14 protein-coding genes are annotated in these 18,272 nt (G+C 61.1%); all 14 read left to right on the forward strand.

From position 1 onward, the window contains the following. The first annotated feature begins 1 nt into the window (after position 1). Positions 2-1,807: an NADH-quinone oxidoreductase subunit C/D gene (nuoC, locus tag G5149_RS02055; protein WP_421211366.1), complete on the forward strand. Its 1,806-nt coding sequence runs from the start codon at positions 2-4 to the stop codon at positions 1,805-1,807. A gap of 80 nt (positions 1,808-1,887) precedes the next feature. Beyond that, entirely contained in the window at positions 1,888-2,430 is a 543-nt protein-coding gene (nuoE, locus tag G5149_RS02060) for an NADH-quinone oxidoreductase subunit NuoE (protein WP_005337236.1), read from the forward strand. After that, positions 2,427-3,812 (forward strand): NADH-quinone oxidoreductase subunit NuoF, encoded by a 1,386-nt coding sequence (nuoF, locus tag G5149_RS02065; protein WP_337072081.1) that lies wholly within the window; start codon positions 2,427-2,429, stop codon positions 3,810-3,812. Before nuoE ends, nuoF begins: the two co-directional genes overlap by 4 nt. Before the next feature lie 41 nt (positions 3,813-3,853). Beyond that, positions 3,854-6,592: an NADH-quinone oxidoreductase subunit NuoG gene (gene nuoG, locus G5149_RS02070; protein WP_421211369.1), complete on the forward strand. Its 2,739-nt coding sequence runs from the start codon at positions 3,854-3,856 to the stop codon at positions 6,590-6,592. Continuing rightward, positions 6,589-7,557 (forward strand): NADH-quinone oxidoreductase subunit NuoH, encoded by a 969-nt coding sequence (gene nuoH, locus G5149_RS02075; protein WP_005337244.1) that lies wholly within the window; start codon positions 6,589-6,591, stop codon positions 7,555-7,557. The genes nuoG and nuoH overlap by 4 nt, the downstream gene beginning before the upstream one ends. Before the next feature lie 10 nt (positions 7,558-7,567). Next, positions 7,568-8,110: an NADH-quinone oxidoreductase subunit NuoI gene (gene nuoI, locus G5149_RS02080; protein WP_005337245.1), complete on the forward strand. Its 543-nt coding sequence runs from the start codon at positions 7,568-7,570 to the stop codon at positions 8,108-8,110. 10 nt (positions 8,111-8,120) lie between these two features. Further along, positions 8,121-8,672, forward strand: coding sequence for an NADH-quinone oxidoreductase subunit J (gene nuoJ, locus G5149_RS02085; protein ID WP_227340745.1), 552 nt, complete (start codon positions 8,121-8,123; stop codon positions 8,670-8,672). Next, on the forward strand, positions 8,669-8,977 hold the full coding sequence (gene nuoK, locus G5149_RS02090; protein WP_005337247.1) for an NADH-quinone oxidoreductase subunit NuoK: 309 nt from the start codon (positions 8,669-8,671) through the stop codon (positions 8,975-8,977). Before nuoJ ends, nuoK begins: the two co-directional genes overlap by 4 nt. Then, positions 8,974-10,821: an NADH-quinone oxidoreductase subunit L gene (gene nuoL / locus G5149_RS02095; RefSeq protein ID WP_421211371.1), complete on the forward strand. Its 1,848-nt coding sequence runs from the start codon at positions 8,974-8,976 to the stop codon at positions 10,819-10,821. Before nuoK ends, nuoL begins: the two co-directional genes overlap by 4 nt. A 98-nt stretch (positions 10,822-10,919) precedes the next feature. Then, entirely contained in the window at positions 10,920-12,464 is a 1,545-nt protein-coding gene (gene nuoM, locus G5149_RS02100) for an NADH-quinone oxidoreductase subunit M (RefSeq protein WP_005337249.1), read from the forward strand. Beyond that, complete coding sequence (nuoN, locus tag G5149_RS02105; RefSeq protein ID WP_194496077.1) at positions 12,461-13,924, forward strand: NADH-quinone oxidoreductase subunit NuoN; 1,464 nt, start codon at positions 12,461-12,463, stop codon at positions 13,922-13,924. The genes nuoM and nuoN overlap by 4 nt, the downstream gene beginning before the upstream one ends. A 191-nt stretch (positions 13,925-14,115) precedes the next feature. Beyond that, positions 14,116-15,246 (forward strand): FIST signal transduction protein, encoded by a 1,131-nt coding sequence (locus tag G5149_RS02110; RefSeq protein WP_216978569.1) that lies wholly within the window; start codon positions 14,116-14,118, stop codon positions 15,244-15,246. Further along, entirely contained in the window at positions 15,243-16,673 is a 1,431-nt protein-coding gene (locus tag G5149_RS02115) for an HD domain-containing phosphohydrolase (RefSeq protein ID WP_421211374.1), read from the forward strand. Before G5149_RS02110 ends, G5149_RS02115 begins: the two co-directional genes overlap by 4 nt. Before the next feature lie 16 nt (positions 16,674-16,689). Beyond that, complete coding sequence (locus G5149_RS02120) at positions 16,690-18,225, forward strand: HD domain-containing phosphohydrolase (protein WP_254204468.1); 1,536 nt, start codon at positions 16,690-16,692, stop codon at positions 18,223-18,225. The last annotated feature ends 47 nt before the right edge of the window (positions 18,226-18,272 follow it).

Consider the following 18,272-nt stretch of genomic DNA (forward strand, 5'->3'; position numbering starts at 1 on the left):
CATGAAACTGACTCGTGATTTTCCCAGCAATTACGCCATGGCCCAGTGGCAGCCCAGCGACCACAAGGATGCCAAAGTCATTGGCGAACTGTTTGCCCACTTCGGGGCCGAGCACTTCACCGTGCAGACCACGCGCACCGGCGTGCCGGTGGTCTGGCTCCCCCGCGAACTGCTGCAGGATGTGATGGGCTTTTTGCGCAAGGTGCCCTCCCCGTTCGTGATGCTCTTCGATCTGAGTGCGACTGACGAGCGGCTGCGCAGCCATCGCGACGGTCTGCCCCAGAGCGATTTCACCGTCTTCTATCACCTCATCTCAATCGACCGTAACACCGATGTGATGTTGAAGGTGGCGCTGGCCGAGAGTGACCTGCATCTGCCCACCATCACCAACCACTTCCCCAATGCCAACTGGTACGAGCGGGAAATGTGGGATCTGATGGGCATCACCTTCGATGGCCACCCCCATCTGACCCGGATCATGATGCCCAAGAGCTGGCAGGGTCACCCGCTGCGCAAGGATTACCCGGCGCGCGCCACCGAATTCGATCCCTTCATGCTCGATGCCGCCAAACAGGACATGGAGCAGGAGAACCTGCTGTTCAAACCGGAAGAGTGGGGCCTGGCCCGCGGCAACGAGAACGAGGACTACATGTTCCTCAACCTCGGCCCCAACCACCCCTCTGCCCACGGCGCCTTCCGGTTGGTGTTGCAGCTCGATGGCGAGGAGATCCGCAACTGCGTGCCCGACATCGGTTATCACCATCGTGGTGCCGAGAAGATGGGCGAGCGCCAATCCTGGCACAGTTACATCCCCTATACCGACCGGGTCGAGTATCTGGGCGGGGTGATGAACAACCTCCCCTATGTGCTGGCGGTCGAGAAGCTGGCTGGCATCAAGGTGCCACAGCGGGTCGACATGATCCGGGTGATGATGGCGGAGCTGTTCCGCATCCAGAGCCACCTGCTGTTCCTCGGTACCTATATCCAGGACGTGGGGGCCATGACCCCGGTCTTCTTCACCTTCACCGACCGGCAGAAGATCTACACCATCATCGAGGCGATCACCGGAGCCCGTATGCACCCGGCCTGGTTCCGTATCGGCGGTGTGGCCCACGACTTGCCGAAGGGATGGCAACGGCTGGTACAGGACAACCTGCTGAGCTGGCTGCCCAAGCGTCTGATGGATTACGAAAAAGCAGCGATGCGCAACAGCATTCTGCGCGGTCGCACCATAGGTGTATCGGCCTACACCACCGAGCAGGCGTTGTCCTGGGGTACCACGGGGGCCGGATTGCGCGCCACCGGCCTCAACTTCGACGTACGCAAATGGCGTCCCTACTCCGGTTACGATCAGTTCGACTTTGAAGTACCGGTCGGCAGCAATGGCGATGCCTACGACAGAGCCACCGTGCGGATCGAGGAGATCCGCCAGAGCATGTCGATCATCGAACAGTGCATGAAGAACATGCCGGAGGGTCCCTTCAAGGCGGATCACCCCCTCACCACGCCGCCGCCCAAAGAGCGCACGCTGCAGCACATCGAGACCCTGATCAACCACTTCCTGCAAGTGTCTTGGGGCCCGGTGATGCCCGCTGCCGAATCGTTCCAGATGATTGAGGCGACCAAGGGCGTCAACAGTTACTACCTGACCAGCGATGGCTCCACCATGAGCTACCGGACCCGGATCCGCACCCCGAGCTTTGCTCACCTGCAGCAGATCCCCTCGGTGATCAAAGGCAGCATGGTGTCGGACCTCATCGTCTATCTGGGCAGTATCGATTTTGTTATGTCGGATGTGGACCGTTAAGTGATCCGCCCTCCCGGCCATGGCCGGGAATCGGGATCGCCGGACGAGCAGTAAAAGGACAAGCCACCAAAGGTCAAGTCATGAGCCAGCAATGTCAGTGTCACAATAATCAGACCCCACAGGGGCAAGGGGCATGCAGCAGCAAACAGGACGACTTCGTTCTGAGCCAGGCTGAACGCGATGCCATCGAACACGAGAAACACCACTACGAAGATCCCCGCGCCGCCAGCATCGAAGCGCTCAAGATCGTGCAGCAGGCCAGAGGCTGGGTACCCGACGGCGCCATTCACGCCATCGCGGCCGAGCTCGGCATTCCCGCCAGCGACGTGGAGGGGGTTGCCACTTTCTATAGCCAGATCTTCCGCCAGCCGGTAGGGCGCCACATCATCCGCGTCTGCGACAGCATGGTCTGCTACATCAATGGCCATGAAGATCTGCTGGCCGGTCTCAAGGAGGTGATGAACCTCGGCCCCGGTCAAACCACCCCGGATGGTCGCTTCACCCTGCTGCCGGTCTGCTGTCTTGGCAACTGCGACAAGGGGCCAGCGATCATGATCGATGACGACACCTATGGCGGCCTCGATCCGGTGACCTTGCTGAAAACCCTGGAGGCTTACCCATGAGCCTGCCGCAGAACAAAATCCTCGCCTCTCTTGGCACCGCCAACCGCACGGCCCGCACCGCCGAGACCCACCCGCTCACCTGGCGGCTGCGGGATGACGGCCAGCCGGTGTGGCTGGAGGAGTATCAGGACAAACAGGGGTATGACGCCGCCCGCAAGGCGCTCGGCCAGATGAGCCCGGACGAGATTGTCAGTACCGTCAAGGATGCCGGTCTCAAGGGGCGTGGCGGCGCGGGCTTCCCCACTGGTGTGAAGTGGGGGCTGATGCCCAAAGACGAGAGCATGAACATCCGTTACCTGCTCTGCAACGCCGACGAGATGGAACCCAACACCTGGAAAGATCGCCTGCTGATGGAGCAACTGCCCCATCTGCTGATCGAGGGGATGATCATCAGTGCCCGGGCGCTCAAGGCCTATCGCGGCTACATCTTCCTGCGCGGCGAGTATGTGGATGCTGCCATCCACCTGCGCCGTGCGGTGGAAGAGGCCAAGGCCGCCGGTCTACTGGGCAAGAACATTCTGGGCTCCGGTTTTGACTTCGAGCTGTTCGTCCACACCGGCGCCGGCCGCTACATCTGTGGTGAAGAGACGGCGTTGATCAATTCGCTGGAAGGGCGCCGCGCCAACCCGCGCGCCAAACCCCCCTTCCCCGCCGTCTCCGGCGTCTGGGGCAAACCCACCTGCGTCAACAACGTCGAAACCCTCTGCAACGTGCCCGCCATCATCGGCAACGGGGTCGCCTGGTATCACGGGCTGGCGCTGCCGGGCTCGGAAGATCACGGCACCAAGCTGATGGGCTTCTCCGGCAAGGTGAACAACCCCGGGGTCTGGGAGCTGCCCTTTGGCATCACCGCCCGCGAGCTGTTTGAAAATTACGCCGGCGGGATGAAGAGCGGCTATCGCCTGAAAGCCTGGCAACCGGGCGGCGCGGGCACCGGCTTCCTGCTGCCGGAGCACCTCGATGCCCAGATGTATACCGCCGGTATCGGCAAGGTCGGTACCCGGATGGGGACTGGCCTCGCCATGGCGGTGGATGACTCCATCAGCATGGTCTCCCTGCTGCGCAACATGGAGGAGTTCTTCGCCCGCGAGTCGTGTGGCTGGTGCACGCCCTGCCGCGACGGCCTGCCCTGGAGCGTCAAGCTGCTGCGGGCACTGGAGCGTGGCGAAGGGCAATCCGGCGATCTGGCGACCCTGGAGCAACTCTGCAGTTTCCTTGGCCCGGGCAAGACCTTCTGCGCCCACGCACCGGGCGCCGTCGAGCCGCTCGCCAGCGCCATCAAATATTTCCGCTCCGAATTCGAGGCCGGGATCAAGGGAAGCGGTGACAACCGCAAGCCGGTCAAAGGGATCCAGCCCAATCTGCTGGGCGAGCGCTGGTAACGACACCACAGATTTCACAAAACAGGTTTCAGGGAAGTTGTATGGCAACCATTTATGTAGACGGCAAAGAGTACGAGGTAGACGGAGCAGATAACCTGCTGCAAGCCTGTCTGTCGCTGGGTCTGGACGTCCCCTATTTCTGCTGGCATCCGGCGCTGGGTAGCGTGGGAGCCTGCCGCCAGTGTGCGGTCAAACAGTATCAGAATGCCGATGACAAGCGCGGCCGTCTGGTCATGTCCTGCATGACCCCGGCCACCGATGGCAGCTACATCGCCATCGAAGATGAAGAGGCTAAAGAATTTCGCAAGAGCGTGGTGGAGTGGCTGATGACCAACCACCCCCACGACTGCCCGGTGTGTGAAGAGGGCGGCGCCTGCCACCTGCAGGATATGACGGTGATGACCGGCCACAACAGCCGTCGCTACCGCTTCACTAAACGCACCCACCAGAATCAGGAGCTGGGCCCCTTCATCGGTCACGAGATGAACCGCTGTATCGCCTGCTATCGCTGCGTCCGTTACTACAAGGATTATGCCGGTGGCGAGGATCTCGGGGTCTATGGTGCCCACGACAACGTCTATTTCGGGCGGGTAGAGGATGGCACTCTGGAGAGCGAATTTTCCGGCAACCTGGTGGAGGTCTGCCCCACCGGCGTCTTCACCGACAAGACCCACTCCGAACGTTACAACCGCAAGTGGGACATGCAATTTGCCCCCAGCATCTGCCAGCAATGTTCCGTGGGCTGCAACATCAGTCCGGGCGAGCGTTATGGCGAGCTGCGCCGCATCGAAAACCGCTTCCACGGCAGCGTCAACCACTACTTCCTCTGTGACCGTGGCCGCTTTGGCTATGGCTACGTCAATCTGGCGGACCGCCCGCGCCAACCGCTGCTCAAAGATGGCAACGACCAGCTGACCATCACGGTCGATGGCGCCCTCAACCGCGCCGCCGATGCCCTGCGCACGGCCCGTGGCCTCATCGGCATCGGCTCGCCCCGCGCCTCGCTGGAGAGCAACTTTGCCCTGCGCGAGCTGGTGGGTGCAGACAACTTCTACGCTGGCGTCGAGCAGGCCGAGTGGGCCTGTCAGCTGAAGATGCTGCAGATCCTGCAACAGGGCGGCGTGCCGACTCCAAGCCTGCGAGACATGGAAGAGGCTGACGCCATTCTGCTGCTCGGCGAAGATGTCACCATGAGCGCCGCCCGTATCGCGTTGGCGCTGCGCCAAGCCGTCAAGGGCAAGGCTCGCGAGCTGGCCCGCAAGATGAAGGTGGATCTGTGGCAAGTCGCCGCCGTTCAGACCCTGGGTCAGAACGAGCGCTACCCGCTGCTCATCACCAGCCTCGACACCACCCGTCTGGACGATGTGGCGGCCGACAAGCTGCACGCCCCCTATGCCGATCAGGCGCGCATTGGCTTTGCCATCGCCAACCTGCTCGACCCGAGTGCACCGGCCGTGGCCGACCTCTGCCCCGAGCTGCAGGCACAAGCGACTCGCTGGGCCGAGCTGCTCGGCAACGCCAGGAAGCCGCTCATCATTGCAGGCTCCAGTGCCCGCGATGTGGCGCTGCTTGAGGCGGCCAGCAACATTGCCCGCGCCCTGAAAGGCCGAGGACTGGAAGCCAACATCGCGCTGGTTGGCCAGGAGGCCAACTCGCTGGGGCTGGCCATGCTGGGCGCTCAAACCTTGTCAGACAAGCCGCTCGAAGCCGCCCTTGCGCGTATCGAGGCCGAAGAGGGGTTGGCGCTGGTCACCCTGGAGAACGATCTCTACCGCCGCGCGCCGCGCAACCGGGTGGATGCTGCGCTGGCACGGCTGCAGCACCTGCTGGTCATCGACCATCAGGCGACCCCGACCGCCAACAAGGCTGATCTGGTGCTGCCAGCGGCCAGTTTTGCCGAAGCCGATGGCACGCTGGTGAACATGGAAGGGCGCGCCCAGCGCTTCTTCCAGGTCTATGCACCCGCCTTTTACAACGCCGATATTCAGGTGCGTGAAGGGTGGCGCTGGCTGGCGGCGCTGCAAGGGGCGATCGAACGCAAGCCGCTGCGCTGGCAGAACTTCGACCAGGTCAACCATGACTGTGCCACCAGCAATCCGCTGCTGGCTACCATGCTGGAAGCGGCGCCCAACGCAGGCTTGCGGATCCGTGGCATGCGACTGGCCCGTGAGCCGCATCGTTACAGCGGTCGCACCTCCATGCTGGCGGATCAGAACGTCAGCGAGCCGCGGGTAGCGCAAGATCCCGACTCCCCCTTCAACTTCTCCATGGAAGGGTATGCAGGAGCCCGTCAGCCGCTGCCGCAAGTACCGTTCGCCTGGGCGCCGGGCTGGAACTCTCCCTCCGCCTGGAACAAGTTCCAGGATGAAGTGGGTGGCAAACTGCGTGCTGGCGATCCGGGTCGCCGTCTGCTGGAAGCAAGCGAAGATACCCTTGGCTGGTTTACTACCATCCCCTCCCCCTTCAAGGCAGAGGATGCGCTGCAAGTGGTCAATTATGCCCAGCTGTTTGGCGGTGAGGAGCTGTCGGCCCGCAGCCCGGTCATTCAGGCCCGGATGAACGAACCCGAGCTGGTGCTCAATCCCCTTGATGCGCAGCGTCTGGCCCTCCACGGGGGCAGTCAGGTCTCCTTCTCCTGGGGCGGTAGCCACTGGCAACTGCGTCTGCGGCTTAGCGATCAGCTGAGCGCCGGTCTGGTGGGACTCCCCCTTGGGGTGAACGGCCTGCCGACTGCCCTGCAACAAGCCTCAATCACTAACCTGCAGGAGGTGATCGCATGAGCGAGTCGCTGATCGATCTGTTGCTGGAGGTGGGCAAGGCACTGATCGTGCTGGTGGGGATCGTGGGGGCTGGCGCCTTCATGAGCTTCATCGAGCGCCGTCTGCTGGCCCTGTGGCAGGATCGCTACGGCCCCAACCGGGTGGGGCCGTTTGGTCTGCTCCAGCTGGCCGCCGACATGATCAAGATGTTCTTCAAGGAGGACTGGATCCCGCCGTTCGCTGATCGGCGGATCTTTATCCTGGCCCCCATCATCGCCTTCACTGCCTTTATTCTGGCGTTTGCGGTGGTGCCCATTACCCCCACCTGGGGCGTGGCTGATCTCAATGTGGGGCTGCTCTACATCCTGGCCATCGCGGGGCTGGCGGTCTATGCGGTACTGTTCGCCGGCTGGTCGAGCAACAACAAATACTCATTGCTCGGCAGCTTGCGCGCCTCGGCCCAGACCCTCTCCTACGAGGTGTTTCTGGGCTTGTCGCTGATGGGGATTGTGATCCAGACCGGCAGTTTCAACCTGCGGGATATCGTCGAGGCACAGGCAGACTTGTGGAACGTGGTGCCCCAGATCCTGGGCTTTGTCACCTTCCTGTTTGCCGGTGTCGCCGTCACCCACCGTCACCCGTTCGATCAGCCAGAAGCCGAGCAGGAGCTCGCCGACGGCTATCACATCGAGTATGCGGGGATGAAGTGGGGTCTCTTCTTCGTGGGCGAATATATCGGCATCGTGCTGATCTCCTCGCTCATCGTGACCCTCTTCTTCGGTGGCTGGCACGGCCCCTGGCTGCCCCCCTTCATCTGGTTTGCCCTGAAGACCGCCTGTTTCATGGTGTTCTTCATCCTGCTGCGGGCCTCCCTGCCTCGCCCGCGCTTTGACCAGGTGATGTCGTTTGGCTGGAAAGTCTGCTTGCCGCTGACCCTGATCAATATGCTGGTCACCGCGGCAGTTGTACTGATAAGTACGCAGTGAGGCACTCAATATGAAAATTGTTAGTATTATTCAGGGTGTCGGCACCCAGTTACGCAGTCTGGCCATGGTCTTCTCCCATGCCTGGCGGCCCCGTGAAACCCTCAACTATCCGGAGCAGGCAGTCTATGCGGCCCCCCGCTACCGCGGTCGCATCGTGCTGACCCGTGACCCCGACGGGGACGAGCGCTGCGTGGCCTGCAACCTCTGCGCAGTTGCCTGCCCGGTCGGCTGCATCTCGCTGCAAAAATCCGAGCGGGAAGATGGTCGCTGGTATCCGGAGTTCTTTCGCATCAACTTCTCTCGCTGCATCTTCTGCGGCCTGTGTGAAGAGGCTTGCCCCACCACCGCCATCCAGCTGACACCGGATTTCGAGATGGGTGAGTATCGCCGCCAGGATCTGGTGTACGAGAAGGAGGATCTGCTGATCAGCGGGCCCGGCAAATACCCGGACTACAACTTCTATCGCATGAGCGGGATGGCCATCGACGGCAAGCCGAAAGGGGATGCCGAAAACGAAGCCAAGCCCATCGATGTCAAGAGCCTGCTGCCCTGAGGAGTCAATCATGGAACTGGCATTTTATGCCTCGGCCCTGGTGGCCATTTACAGCACGCTGCGGGTGATCAGCACCAGCAATCCCATGCATGCGCTGCTCAATCTCATCATCTCCCTCATCGCCGTGGCCATGATCTTCTTCTGCCTGGGTGCCGCCTTTGCGGGCGCCCTGCAGGTGATCGTCTACGCCGGCGCCATCATGGTGCTGTTCGTGTTCGTGGTGATGATGCTGAACCTGGGGAGTGCCCAGGCACAGGAGAAAAAGTGGCTCACCCCCATGACCTGGGGGGGCCCAGCCCTGCTCTCGCTGATCCTGCTGGGCTTTCTGGCCCACGGCATTCTCGGGGTGACCGGGGGCCTGATCGGAGTGACCGAGGTGACCGCCAAGCAGGTGGGTATCGAGCTCTTTGGCCCCTATGTGCTGGCGGTGGAGCTAGCCTCCATCCTGCTGCTGGCGGGTCTGGTAACCGCCTATCACCTGGGTCGGGAAGAGAAGAGCGGTGAAGTGCTCTCCGTCCCGCGCTCTGCTTCCCGCTCTGCACAAGAAGGAGGTCAGCAATGAATGGAATCCCCATGGAGCACGGCCTCCTGCTGGCCGCGGTGCTCTTCTGCATCGGCTTGTGCGGTCTGCTGATCCGCCGCAACCTGCTCTACATCCTGATGAGTATCGAGATCATGATGAATGCCTCGGCACTGGCGTTTGTGGTGGCGGGTAGCCGCTGGGCCCAGGCCGATGGCCAGATCATGTATATCCTGGTGATTTCTCTGGCGGCAGCGGAGGCCAGTATCGGCCTCGCCCTGTTACTGCTGCTCTATCGTCGTTACCACACCCTGAACGTGGACACTGTGAGCGAGATGCGCGGATGAGCCTCTTATATCTGACTTTTCTATTTCCGCTGCTGGGATGGCTGGTGCTGGCCTTCTCCCTCGGCCGGTTTGGCGAGCGTACCTCGGCGCTGATCGGGGTGGGCTCTATTGGCCTGTCGGCCCTCACTACCCTGTGGGTCGGCATCGACTTTCTGGGCAACCCGCCCGAGGGGGGCGTCTATATCCAGCGCCTGTGGCAATGGATGGCGGTGGGCAACTTTACCCCGAGCTTCTCGCTGGCACTGGATGGCCTGTCGCTGACCATGCTGGGGGTGGTGACCGGGGTGGGTTTCTTTATCCACCTGTTCGCCTCCTGGTATATGCGTGGGGAAGAGGGTTACTCCCGCTTCTTCACCTACACCAACCTCTTTATCGCCAGCATGCTGTTTCTGGTGCTGGCCGATGACCTGCTGTTTGTCTACCTCGGCTGGGAAGGGGTAGGGCTGTGCAGCTATCTGCTGATCGGCTTCTACTACAAGGATCGCAAGAACGGCGCGGCGGCCCTCAAGGCATTTGTCGTGACCCGGGTGGGTGATGTCTTCCTCGCCATCGGCCTGTTTATCCTCTATCGGGAACTGGGCACCCTCAATATCCACGAGCTGCTGGTGCGTGCCCCGACCCTGTTTGCCGAGGGCTCCCCTGCCCTGTCGCTGGCCTGCCTGATGCTCTTGGGCGGCGCGGTCGGCAAATCGGCACAGCTGCCGCTGCAAACCTGGCTGGCGGATGCGATGGCAGGCCCGACCCCTGTCTCAGCGCTGATCCACGCCGCCACCATGGTGACCGCCGGTGTCTACCTGATTGCCCGTACCCACGGCCTGTTCCTGCTGGCGCCAGAGATCCTCCATCTGGTCGGGCTGGTTGGCGCCATCACGCTAGTGCTGGCAGGCTTTGCCGCGCTGGTTCAGACCGATATCAAGCGGATCCTCGCCTACTCCACCATGAGCCAGATTGGCTACATGTTTCTGGCACTGGGTGTCGGCGCATGGGAAGGGGCCATCTTCCACCTGATGACCCACGCCTTCTTCAAGGCGCTGCTGTTCCTCTCCGCCGGTGCCGTTATCGTTGCCTGCCACCATGAGCAGAACATCTTCAAGATGGGGGGCCTGCGCAAGAGTTTGCCGCTGGTCTATGCCTGCTTCCTGGTGGGGGGCTCTGCGCTGGCGGCGTTGCCGCTGGTCACTTCCGGTTTCTACAGTAAAGACGCCATCCTGTGGCAAGTAGAAGCCTCTGGCCAAAGCGCGCTGCTGTGGGCCGGTCTGGCGGGGGCATTCCTCACCTCCCTCTACACCTTCCGGCTGATCTTTATCGCCTTCCATGGCAAAGAGCAGACCAAAGCCCATGCGGGCCACGGTCTGGTTCACCACCTGCCGCTGCTGGTGCTGCTGGTGCTCTCCACCGGCATAGGTGCGCTGATCACTCCACCGCTGGCAGGCGTACTGCCCGCAGGCCCTGGCGATCATATCGAAGAGGGGCGCCATGCACTGGAAATGACCTCTGGCATCATCGCCATCGCAGGCATTGCGCTGGCCGCGTTTCTGTTCCTTGGTGAGCGCCGTCTGGCCACCTCCATTGCCAACAGCGCGCCGGGCCGCCTGCTCAGCACCCTCTGGTTCAACGCCTGGGGCTTTGACTGGCTCTACGACCAGCTGTGGGTCAAACCCTATCTGCTGGCAACCCGTCTGGTCGGGCAGGATCCGCTGGACTGGATGATGGGCCTGCCCGCCTGGCTTGCCCTGCGTGGCAACCAGCTGCTGGCCTGGACCGTGACCGGCAAGTTGCGCTGGTATGCCGCCTCCATGGGGATCGGCGCCGTGCTGGTGCTGGCGCTGTTGCTGCTGGGGTAACGCGATGAACAACCGGACAATCATACAGCCAGGCTGTTTGCTCTCCCTGATGGAACAGGGAGCGCAATCTCATATGAACTTGAACGAGAGCTGATACCGTGACCTTACTCTGGATCTTGCTAATTCCTTTTATCGGCGGCTTGCTCTGCTGGCAGATGGAGCGTCTCGGCGGGCAGTTTGTCCGCTGGGTAGCCCTGCTCTCCATGAGCGCCAGCCTGCTGCTCTCCTGTGCCATCTGGCTAAGTGGAGACTTCTCCCTTGCCACCACGGGCCTCGACAGCGCGGGCGTCTCCGGTGCTGCCTCCGCCTGGGCCGCCGAGTGGCGCCTGCCGTGGATCCCCCGCTTCGGCATCTCTTTGCATCTGGCGGTGGATGGCCTGTCGCTCTTGATGGTTATCCTCACCTGCTTTATCGGGGTACTGGCCATTCTCTGTTCGTGGAAAGAGATCGTACAGCGCATCGGCTTCTTCCACCTCAACCTGCTCTGGATCCTGGGCGGTGTGCTCGGGGTCTTTATGGCGCTGGACCTGTTCCTCTTCTTCTTCTTCTGGGAGATGATGCTGGTCCCCATGTACTTCCTGATTGCGCTCTGGGGCCATTCGGTCACTGACGGCAAATCACGGATCAACGCCGCAACCAAGTTCTTCATCTACACCCAGGTGAGCGGCCTTATCATGCTGGTGGCCATCATCGGGCTGGTGCTGACCCACCAGCATGCCACCGGAGTCTTCACCTTCAACTATCTGGAGCTGCTCAATACCCCGATGAGCAAGGGCGTTCAGTGGCTGCTGATGCTGGGATTCTTTATCGCCTTCGCGGTTAAGATGCCGCTGGTACCGCTGCACGGCTGGCTGCCGGATGCCCACAGTCAGGCGCCGACCGCAGGTTCGGTGGATCTCGCCGGTATTTTGCTCAAAACCGCCGCCTACGGTCTGCTGCGCTTTGCCTTGCCGCTCTTCCCCGAGGCGTCCGCCGAATTTGCTCCCTACGCCATGGTGCTTGGCCTGATCGGTATCGTCTATGGCGCCATCGTGGCCTTTGCCCAAACCGACATCAAACGGCTGGTAGCCTACACCAGCATCTCCCACATGGGTTTTGTGATGATCGCCATCTACTCGGGTAGCGAGCTGGCCCTGCAGGGCGCCGTGGTGCAGATGATCGCCCACGGTCTCTCGGCTGCCGGCCTCTTTATCCTCTGCGGTCAGCTCTACGAGCGGTTGCACACTCGGGATCTGCGCCAGATGGGCGGCCTGTGGGGACGCCTGCGCTATCTGCCCGGCGTGATGCTCTTCTTCTCGGTAGCGTCGCTCGGCATGCCGGGCACCGGCAACTTTGTCGGCGAGTTCCTGATCCTGGTCGGCAGCTTCCAGGTTGCCCCTGTCATCACGGCGGTCGCCACCTTCGGTCTGGTGCTGGCCTCGGTCTACTCTCTCATCATGTTGCAGCGTGCATGCTTTGGCCCCGCCAAGGATGAGAGCATGCTCAAGGGGCTGGATCGCCGCGAGCTGACCATGATGATGGTGATCGCGGGCCTGCTGGTTCTGCTTGGCCTCTATCCCCAACCCGTGATTGACACCGCCAGCAGCAGCCTTATCAACGTGCTGCACTGGTATCTGCTGCCGACTGCTGGAGCCCTGCAATGACTTTCTCCGCTTCCCAACTGCTGGCACTGCTTCCCCTGCTGTTGACCACCGGGGCCATGGCGGCCCTGATGCTGGCCATCGCCTGGCGCCGCTGTGTCACCACCGCCTTTACCGTGACCATTGTTGGCCTCAACCTTGCGCTCTTCTCGCTGCCCATCGTGATGGCGCAAGGGGATCAGGGGGTCACCCCGCTGCTGCAAGTGGACAGTTACGCCGTCTTTTACATGGGACTGGTGCTCATCGGCGCCCTGGCCACCTGCACCTTCGGTCAATCGTGGCTGAAAGCCTACCCGGACAACCGGGAGGAGTTCTTCCTGCTGCTGCTGATCGCCACCGCTGGTGGTCTGGTGCTGGCCTGCTCCCGTCACCTCGCCTCTCTCTTTATCGGGATCGAGATGCTGACACTACCGATGTTCGGTCTGGTGGGTTACGCCTACCGCGAGCGCCACTCGCTGGAAGCCGCGGTGAAATACATGGTGCTCTCTGCCGCCGCTACCGCCTTCCTGCTGTTTGGCATGGCGCTGCTCTATGCACAGGCAGGCAGCCTGAGCTTTGCCGCCCTGGGGCAGACTCTGGCCGAGAGCCCGGCTCACCATCCGCTGCTGATGGGCGGTTTGGGGTTAATGCTGGTCGGCTTTGCCTTTAAACTCTCCCTGGCCCCCTTCCACCTCTGGACCCCGGATGTCTATGAAGGTGCCCCGGCACCGGTCGCCACCTTCCTCGCCACCGTCAGCAAGGTGGCGGTCTTTGCCGTGCTGCTGCGCTTCTATCTGGCGGTACCGGCGGCGAGCGATCCCATGATCCACTGGCTGCTGGCAGCCATGGCGGTCATCTCCATCCTGGTCGGCAACCTGCTGGCCCTGGTGCAGACCAACGTCAAACGGATGCTGGGTTACTCCTCCATCTCCCACTTCGGTTACCTGCTGGCGGTGATCGTGGCGAGCCGATTCGGCCAGATGCCGGTGGAAGCGGCCGGGGTCTACCTGCTGATGTATCTGTTCACCAGCCTGGGTGCCTTTGGGGTGGTGAGCATGATGTCGAGCCCCTATCGCGGCAAGGATGCAGACTCCCTGCACAGCTATCGCGGTCTGTTCTGGAAGCGTCCTTACCTCACAGCCGTACTGACGGTGATGATGTTGTCACTCGCGGGCATCCCGATGACCCTCGGCTTTATCGGCAAGTTCTACCTCATCGGCGTCACCGTCGAGGCGCAGCTCTGGTGGCTCTCCGGCGCCATCGTGCTCGGCAGCGCACTGGGTCTCTACTACTACCTCAAGGTGATGGTGACCCTCTATCTGCGCGAACCAGGCATGCAGCAGCGGGATGCCAGCGCCGACTGGGCACTCTCCTCCGGTGGTGTGGTAGTGCTGCTCTCTGCCGCACTGGTGGTCTTGCTCGGCCTCTACCCACAACCCGTCATCTCTCTGGTACAGGGTTTCCAGAACGTGGTACTGCAGTAATATCAAACAACCTCTCAATCAAAACCGGTCCATGTGGCCGGTTTTTTATTGCCACATAACCGATACCCCCTGCCACGACTCAAATTTGCCTGTCTTTAGAAAGGCTTATACTGACACATCAAATATTGATGGGTATTCAGCCAGCCCCCTTGCTGATATATTGATGACTGGCAGGAATGGAGTTCCGAGCGATGATGCAGCCTACTTTTCATCAATTTGATGCGCATCCACTGACCGATACACTGCTTCCCTATCGAGGGGGACGACTCGATGTGTTGCTGGCCGAGCGGGATGCCGCACGTGTTGCCGAACTGCAACAGCAGTGTCAGCGCCTCGATATTCAGCTCTGTGGCGCCATCTTTCCAAGCCTGGTCAGCCGACATGGTTTCCACGAACGGGGGGCCTGGCTGTTGCCCAGATCCACATCTCACAACCCTCTGCTGATCCCGCTCTCTTCTACAGCCAGCGCCGATGAACTGGCCGCCATCATCTGCGAGCGACTGGCCTCCAGACTTTCCGAGTGGCCGGATGCACAGAAAATTCCTACCCTCTTTCTCACTTTCGACGCCATGATCCCCAATATCGCCTCCATTCTTGAAGGGCTCTATTTGCGGCTGGCAGATAGGGTCAACTATGCCGGCGTCAATGCGGGCAGCGGTCAGTTCACTGCCATGCCCTGCCTGTTTGATACCCGGACATTGCTGGATCATGGGGTCAGTTGTGTACTGCTTCCCCACCAAAGTTACTCCCTGCTCGAGCACGGCTACCAGCTCACTGCTCAACCCATGCTTGCCACCAGCAGCGAGGGCAACAAGATCTCCTTTATCGACTGGGAACCCGCCTTCAGCCGCTATCAATCCCTGATCCGGCAGCAATTCCAGCAGAACCTCACCCCGGAGCAGTTCTACCAGTACGGCGTCCACTTGCCGCTCGGGTTGCTCAGAGCCAATGGCGATGTAATCGTGCGGATCCCGGTCGCCGTCACCGAAGAGGGTGCCCTGCTCTGCGTGGGAGAGGTCCCTGACCACAGTATTCTCACGCTGCTCAAGGCGCCGCAAAGTCCGACAACCCATGCCATTGAGCTGGCCGGAAAACTCAGCCAGCATGGTGTGCCTGAATACATCGAGCTCTACTACTGCGCCGGGCGTCAGCAGCACTTCGGTACGCAGAGTGCGCTTGAGCTGGAAACCCTCTTCACTCACAGTGGGGCACATGAATTGGCTGGTGCCCTCTCCCTTGGTGAAATAGGGAGCCTGCGACCAGGGGACTACCCGCTGTTTCACAACGGCGCCATTCTCTGCAACGGGGAGGGACCGCGGTGAACAACGATCACGCCATGGCCATTGTCTGCGATCTCGCCCTCTGTATTGGTCGGGAGGTCACACTCGATGCCCTGCTCACCAAGGTGTTGCAGCGTTTTATGTTTCACTGTGCCACACCGGTTGGTGTGGTATTGCAGCAGCAACGGGAAGGATATGAGCTGCTCAAGGTCATTGGTGATGATCAGCTATCCCGGCACTGTGGCTCTCGGCTCTCCTTGCCGACCTGGGTTGGTGAAGGAGATCAGTGTGCGCTGCAAACAACTGTGCCTCTCCCCGGTGGCCGGCCATACCACTTTGCCTATCGGCTCAGGGTTGACGGGGGATATCTCATCTTGCTGCTGGCACCCCACCCCCAGCAGCATACTGTACCGGTCTGCCATCTGTTCAGCCCGGTACTTGGTAATCTGGCTCGAGCCATCCAGCTATGCAAGGACAGCGAACAGCTCGCCAGGCGCCAGCAGGCCGAGCTGGTCGACATGCAGCGCCTCAACGAGTCCCTGCTCAAGGCCATCCCCATCCCGGTATTCTACAAGGATGTTGAAGGGCGCTTTATCAGTTGCAACCCTGCCTTTACTCAAGTGACCGGGATCAGCAGGACCGATCTGCAGGGGAAGCGAGTAGACGAAATCCTGCCGCCAGAGATGGCGGACGAATATACCCAACGTGACATGGAGGTGCTGCGCAGCAGGCAGCCGCAATATTTCGAACATACGCTGTTTGATCGCAGCGGCCACCGCTACCAGGTGCTGAACTTCAAGGATCTCTTCTATGACCATCAGGGCGAGGTGGCAGGTATCATCGGCGCCCTGGTCGACATCACTCATATCAAGGAGAGCGAGCAGCGCCAGCGCACCCTGCTGTTTCAGACCATAGCGGCCCTCTCCTCCGCGATTGCCCACAAAGATCCGGTCACGGCAGGACACGAACGGCGCGTGCACGATCTCGCGCTGGCCATCGGTCAACAGCTGCAACTGCCGCAGGAGCAGCTGGATGGGCTGGGCCTTGCGGCCATGGTGCACAACATCGGCCTGTTGCAGATCCCAGCAGAGATCCTCACCCGCCCACGGGAACTGAGACAGGTGGAGTTCGAACTGATCAAACAACATCCGGAGACAGGTCGCGAGATCCTGCAACAAATTGACTTCCCCTGGCCCATCACCACCATAGTGCAGCAGCACCATGAAAACATGGATGGTAGTGGCTACCCGCAGGGGCTGCTGGGGGATGCCATCTCTCTGGAGGCGAGAATTATACGGGTCGCCGACTCCCTCGCCGCCATGACGGCCCACCGTCCGTTCCGGCGTGCCCTCCCCCTCACCGAAGCCTTCGCCGAGCTGACGCGCTATGCCGGAGTGCATTACGACGAACGGGTGGTCGATGCCTGTTTCGCCGTCTGGCAAGCGGGCTACCGCTTTACTACCACCTGACTCTGGTTGCACCAAGATGATGTTTAAAAATATACCGCCATCCACTCAGCCACCGGGCGTCAGCGATCACCCTACCGCAGCCCTGCTCCATCAGGTGATGGAACAGCTGCCCTATCGCGTCCTGCTGAAAGATACCCGTTCACACTTCATCGCCTGCAACCGTCTCTTGGCCAACGATCTTGCCCTCACCCCGGCAGAGCTGGTTGGCAAGTGTGATGCCGACTTTTTTCCGGCCGAACTGGCACAACGCTATCGGGATGATGATCTCCAGGTCATGGCCAGCGGCAAAACCCGGCATCACGAAGAACCCTATCTGAAGGGAGGGGAAGGCCGCTGGCTCAGTACCACCAAGTTTCCCCTGTACGATGAGCTGGGCAAGGTGATCGGCGTCGGTGTCTTTTTCGAAGATATTACCGACCAGAAGCAGCAGCAGGAGCGTCTCCAGCAATATACCTGGACGCTTGAAGCCATTACCCGCGCCCACCATGCCATGCTCAAGCAGGGGGACGAGCAGACACTACTGCAGGAGATCTGCGATGCCATCACCTTCGATGGTCGCTTTCCTCTGGTGATCGTGCTGCAGGCCGCTGATCAGGACAGAATGCAGATCCTGGCGCAGGCAGGTCAGGCTATCTGGTTTGCCAGCGATGACTGGCTCACCCGGGATGTGGCCCTGATCCGGGCCATCAGCTCAGGCGAGATGCTTAACGAAGCACTCGGCATCGAACTGGTTCACCACTCCGCCACCCTGAGGGGCCGGCTGCTGCTGCCATTACCGTGGCAAGCCGCAGTGCCAGGTGGCCTGCTTATTCACAGCACGCAGGCCAGAGCCTTCACCGATGAGGAAGTACACCTCTTCAACGGACTGGCTGACTACCTGACATATGGCCTGCAAGCTCGTCGTACCCAGCAAGCCTATCTCGCCGCTCAGCGAGAAAAAGCCATGCATGCCCGCCAACTGGAGCTGGCCCTGGAGGATGCGCTGGGAGCCATCGCTGCCGTGCTGGAACAACGCGATCCCTACACCGCTGGTCACCAGAAGCACGTCGCTACTCTGGCGTTGGCCATCGGTCGGGAACTGGGGCTGGGTGACAAACAGTTACGTGGTCTTTATCTGGGCGCCATGGTGCACGATATCGGTAAAATCCAGGTGCCTGTCGAGATCCTGACCAAACCGGGCAAGCTGACCCCCCAGGAGTTCAATCTGGTCAAGGAGCACCCGACGGCAGGTTATCTGGTGCTCAAGGATATTGCTCTACCCTGGCCCATCGCCCGGATGATCCACCAGCACCACGAGTATCTGGACGGTTCCGGCTATCCAGGGAAGCTAAAGGGGGATGAGATCCTGCTGGAGGCCCGCATCCTCACCGTCGCCGATATCGTCGAATCCATGTCCTCGGATCGTCCCTATCGCGCCGCCCTCGGCATTCCCCAAGCAAGGGAGCAGATCATCCAGATGCGTGGCCATCAGCTCGATGCGGATGTGGTGGATGCCTGTCTGCGGATCCTAGACCGGGGAGACTTTATCCCCCAACCGCTCGGCAAGCCGTAACGACACGGATAAAAAAACCGGCCAATTGGCCGGTTTCTGTTTTTATG

Origin of the sequence: Aeromonas sp. 600479 (assembly GCF_049175515.1) — a bacterium.
Classification (GTDB): Bacteria; Pseudomonadota; Gammaproteobacteria; order Enterobacterales; family Aeromonadaceae; genus Aeromonas; species Aeromonas veronii_A.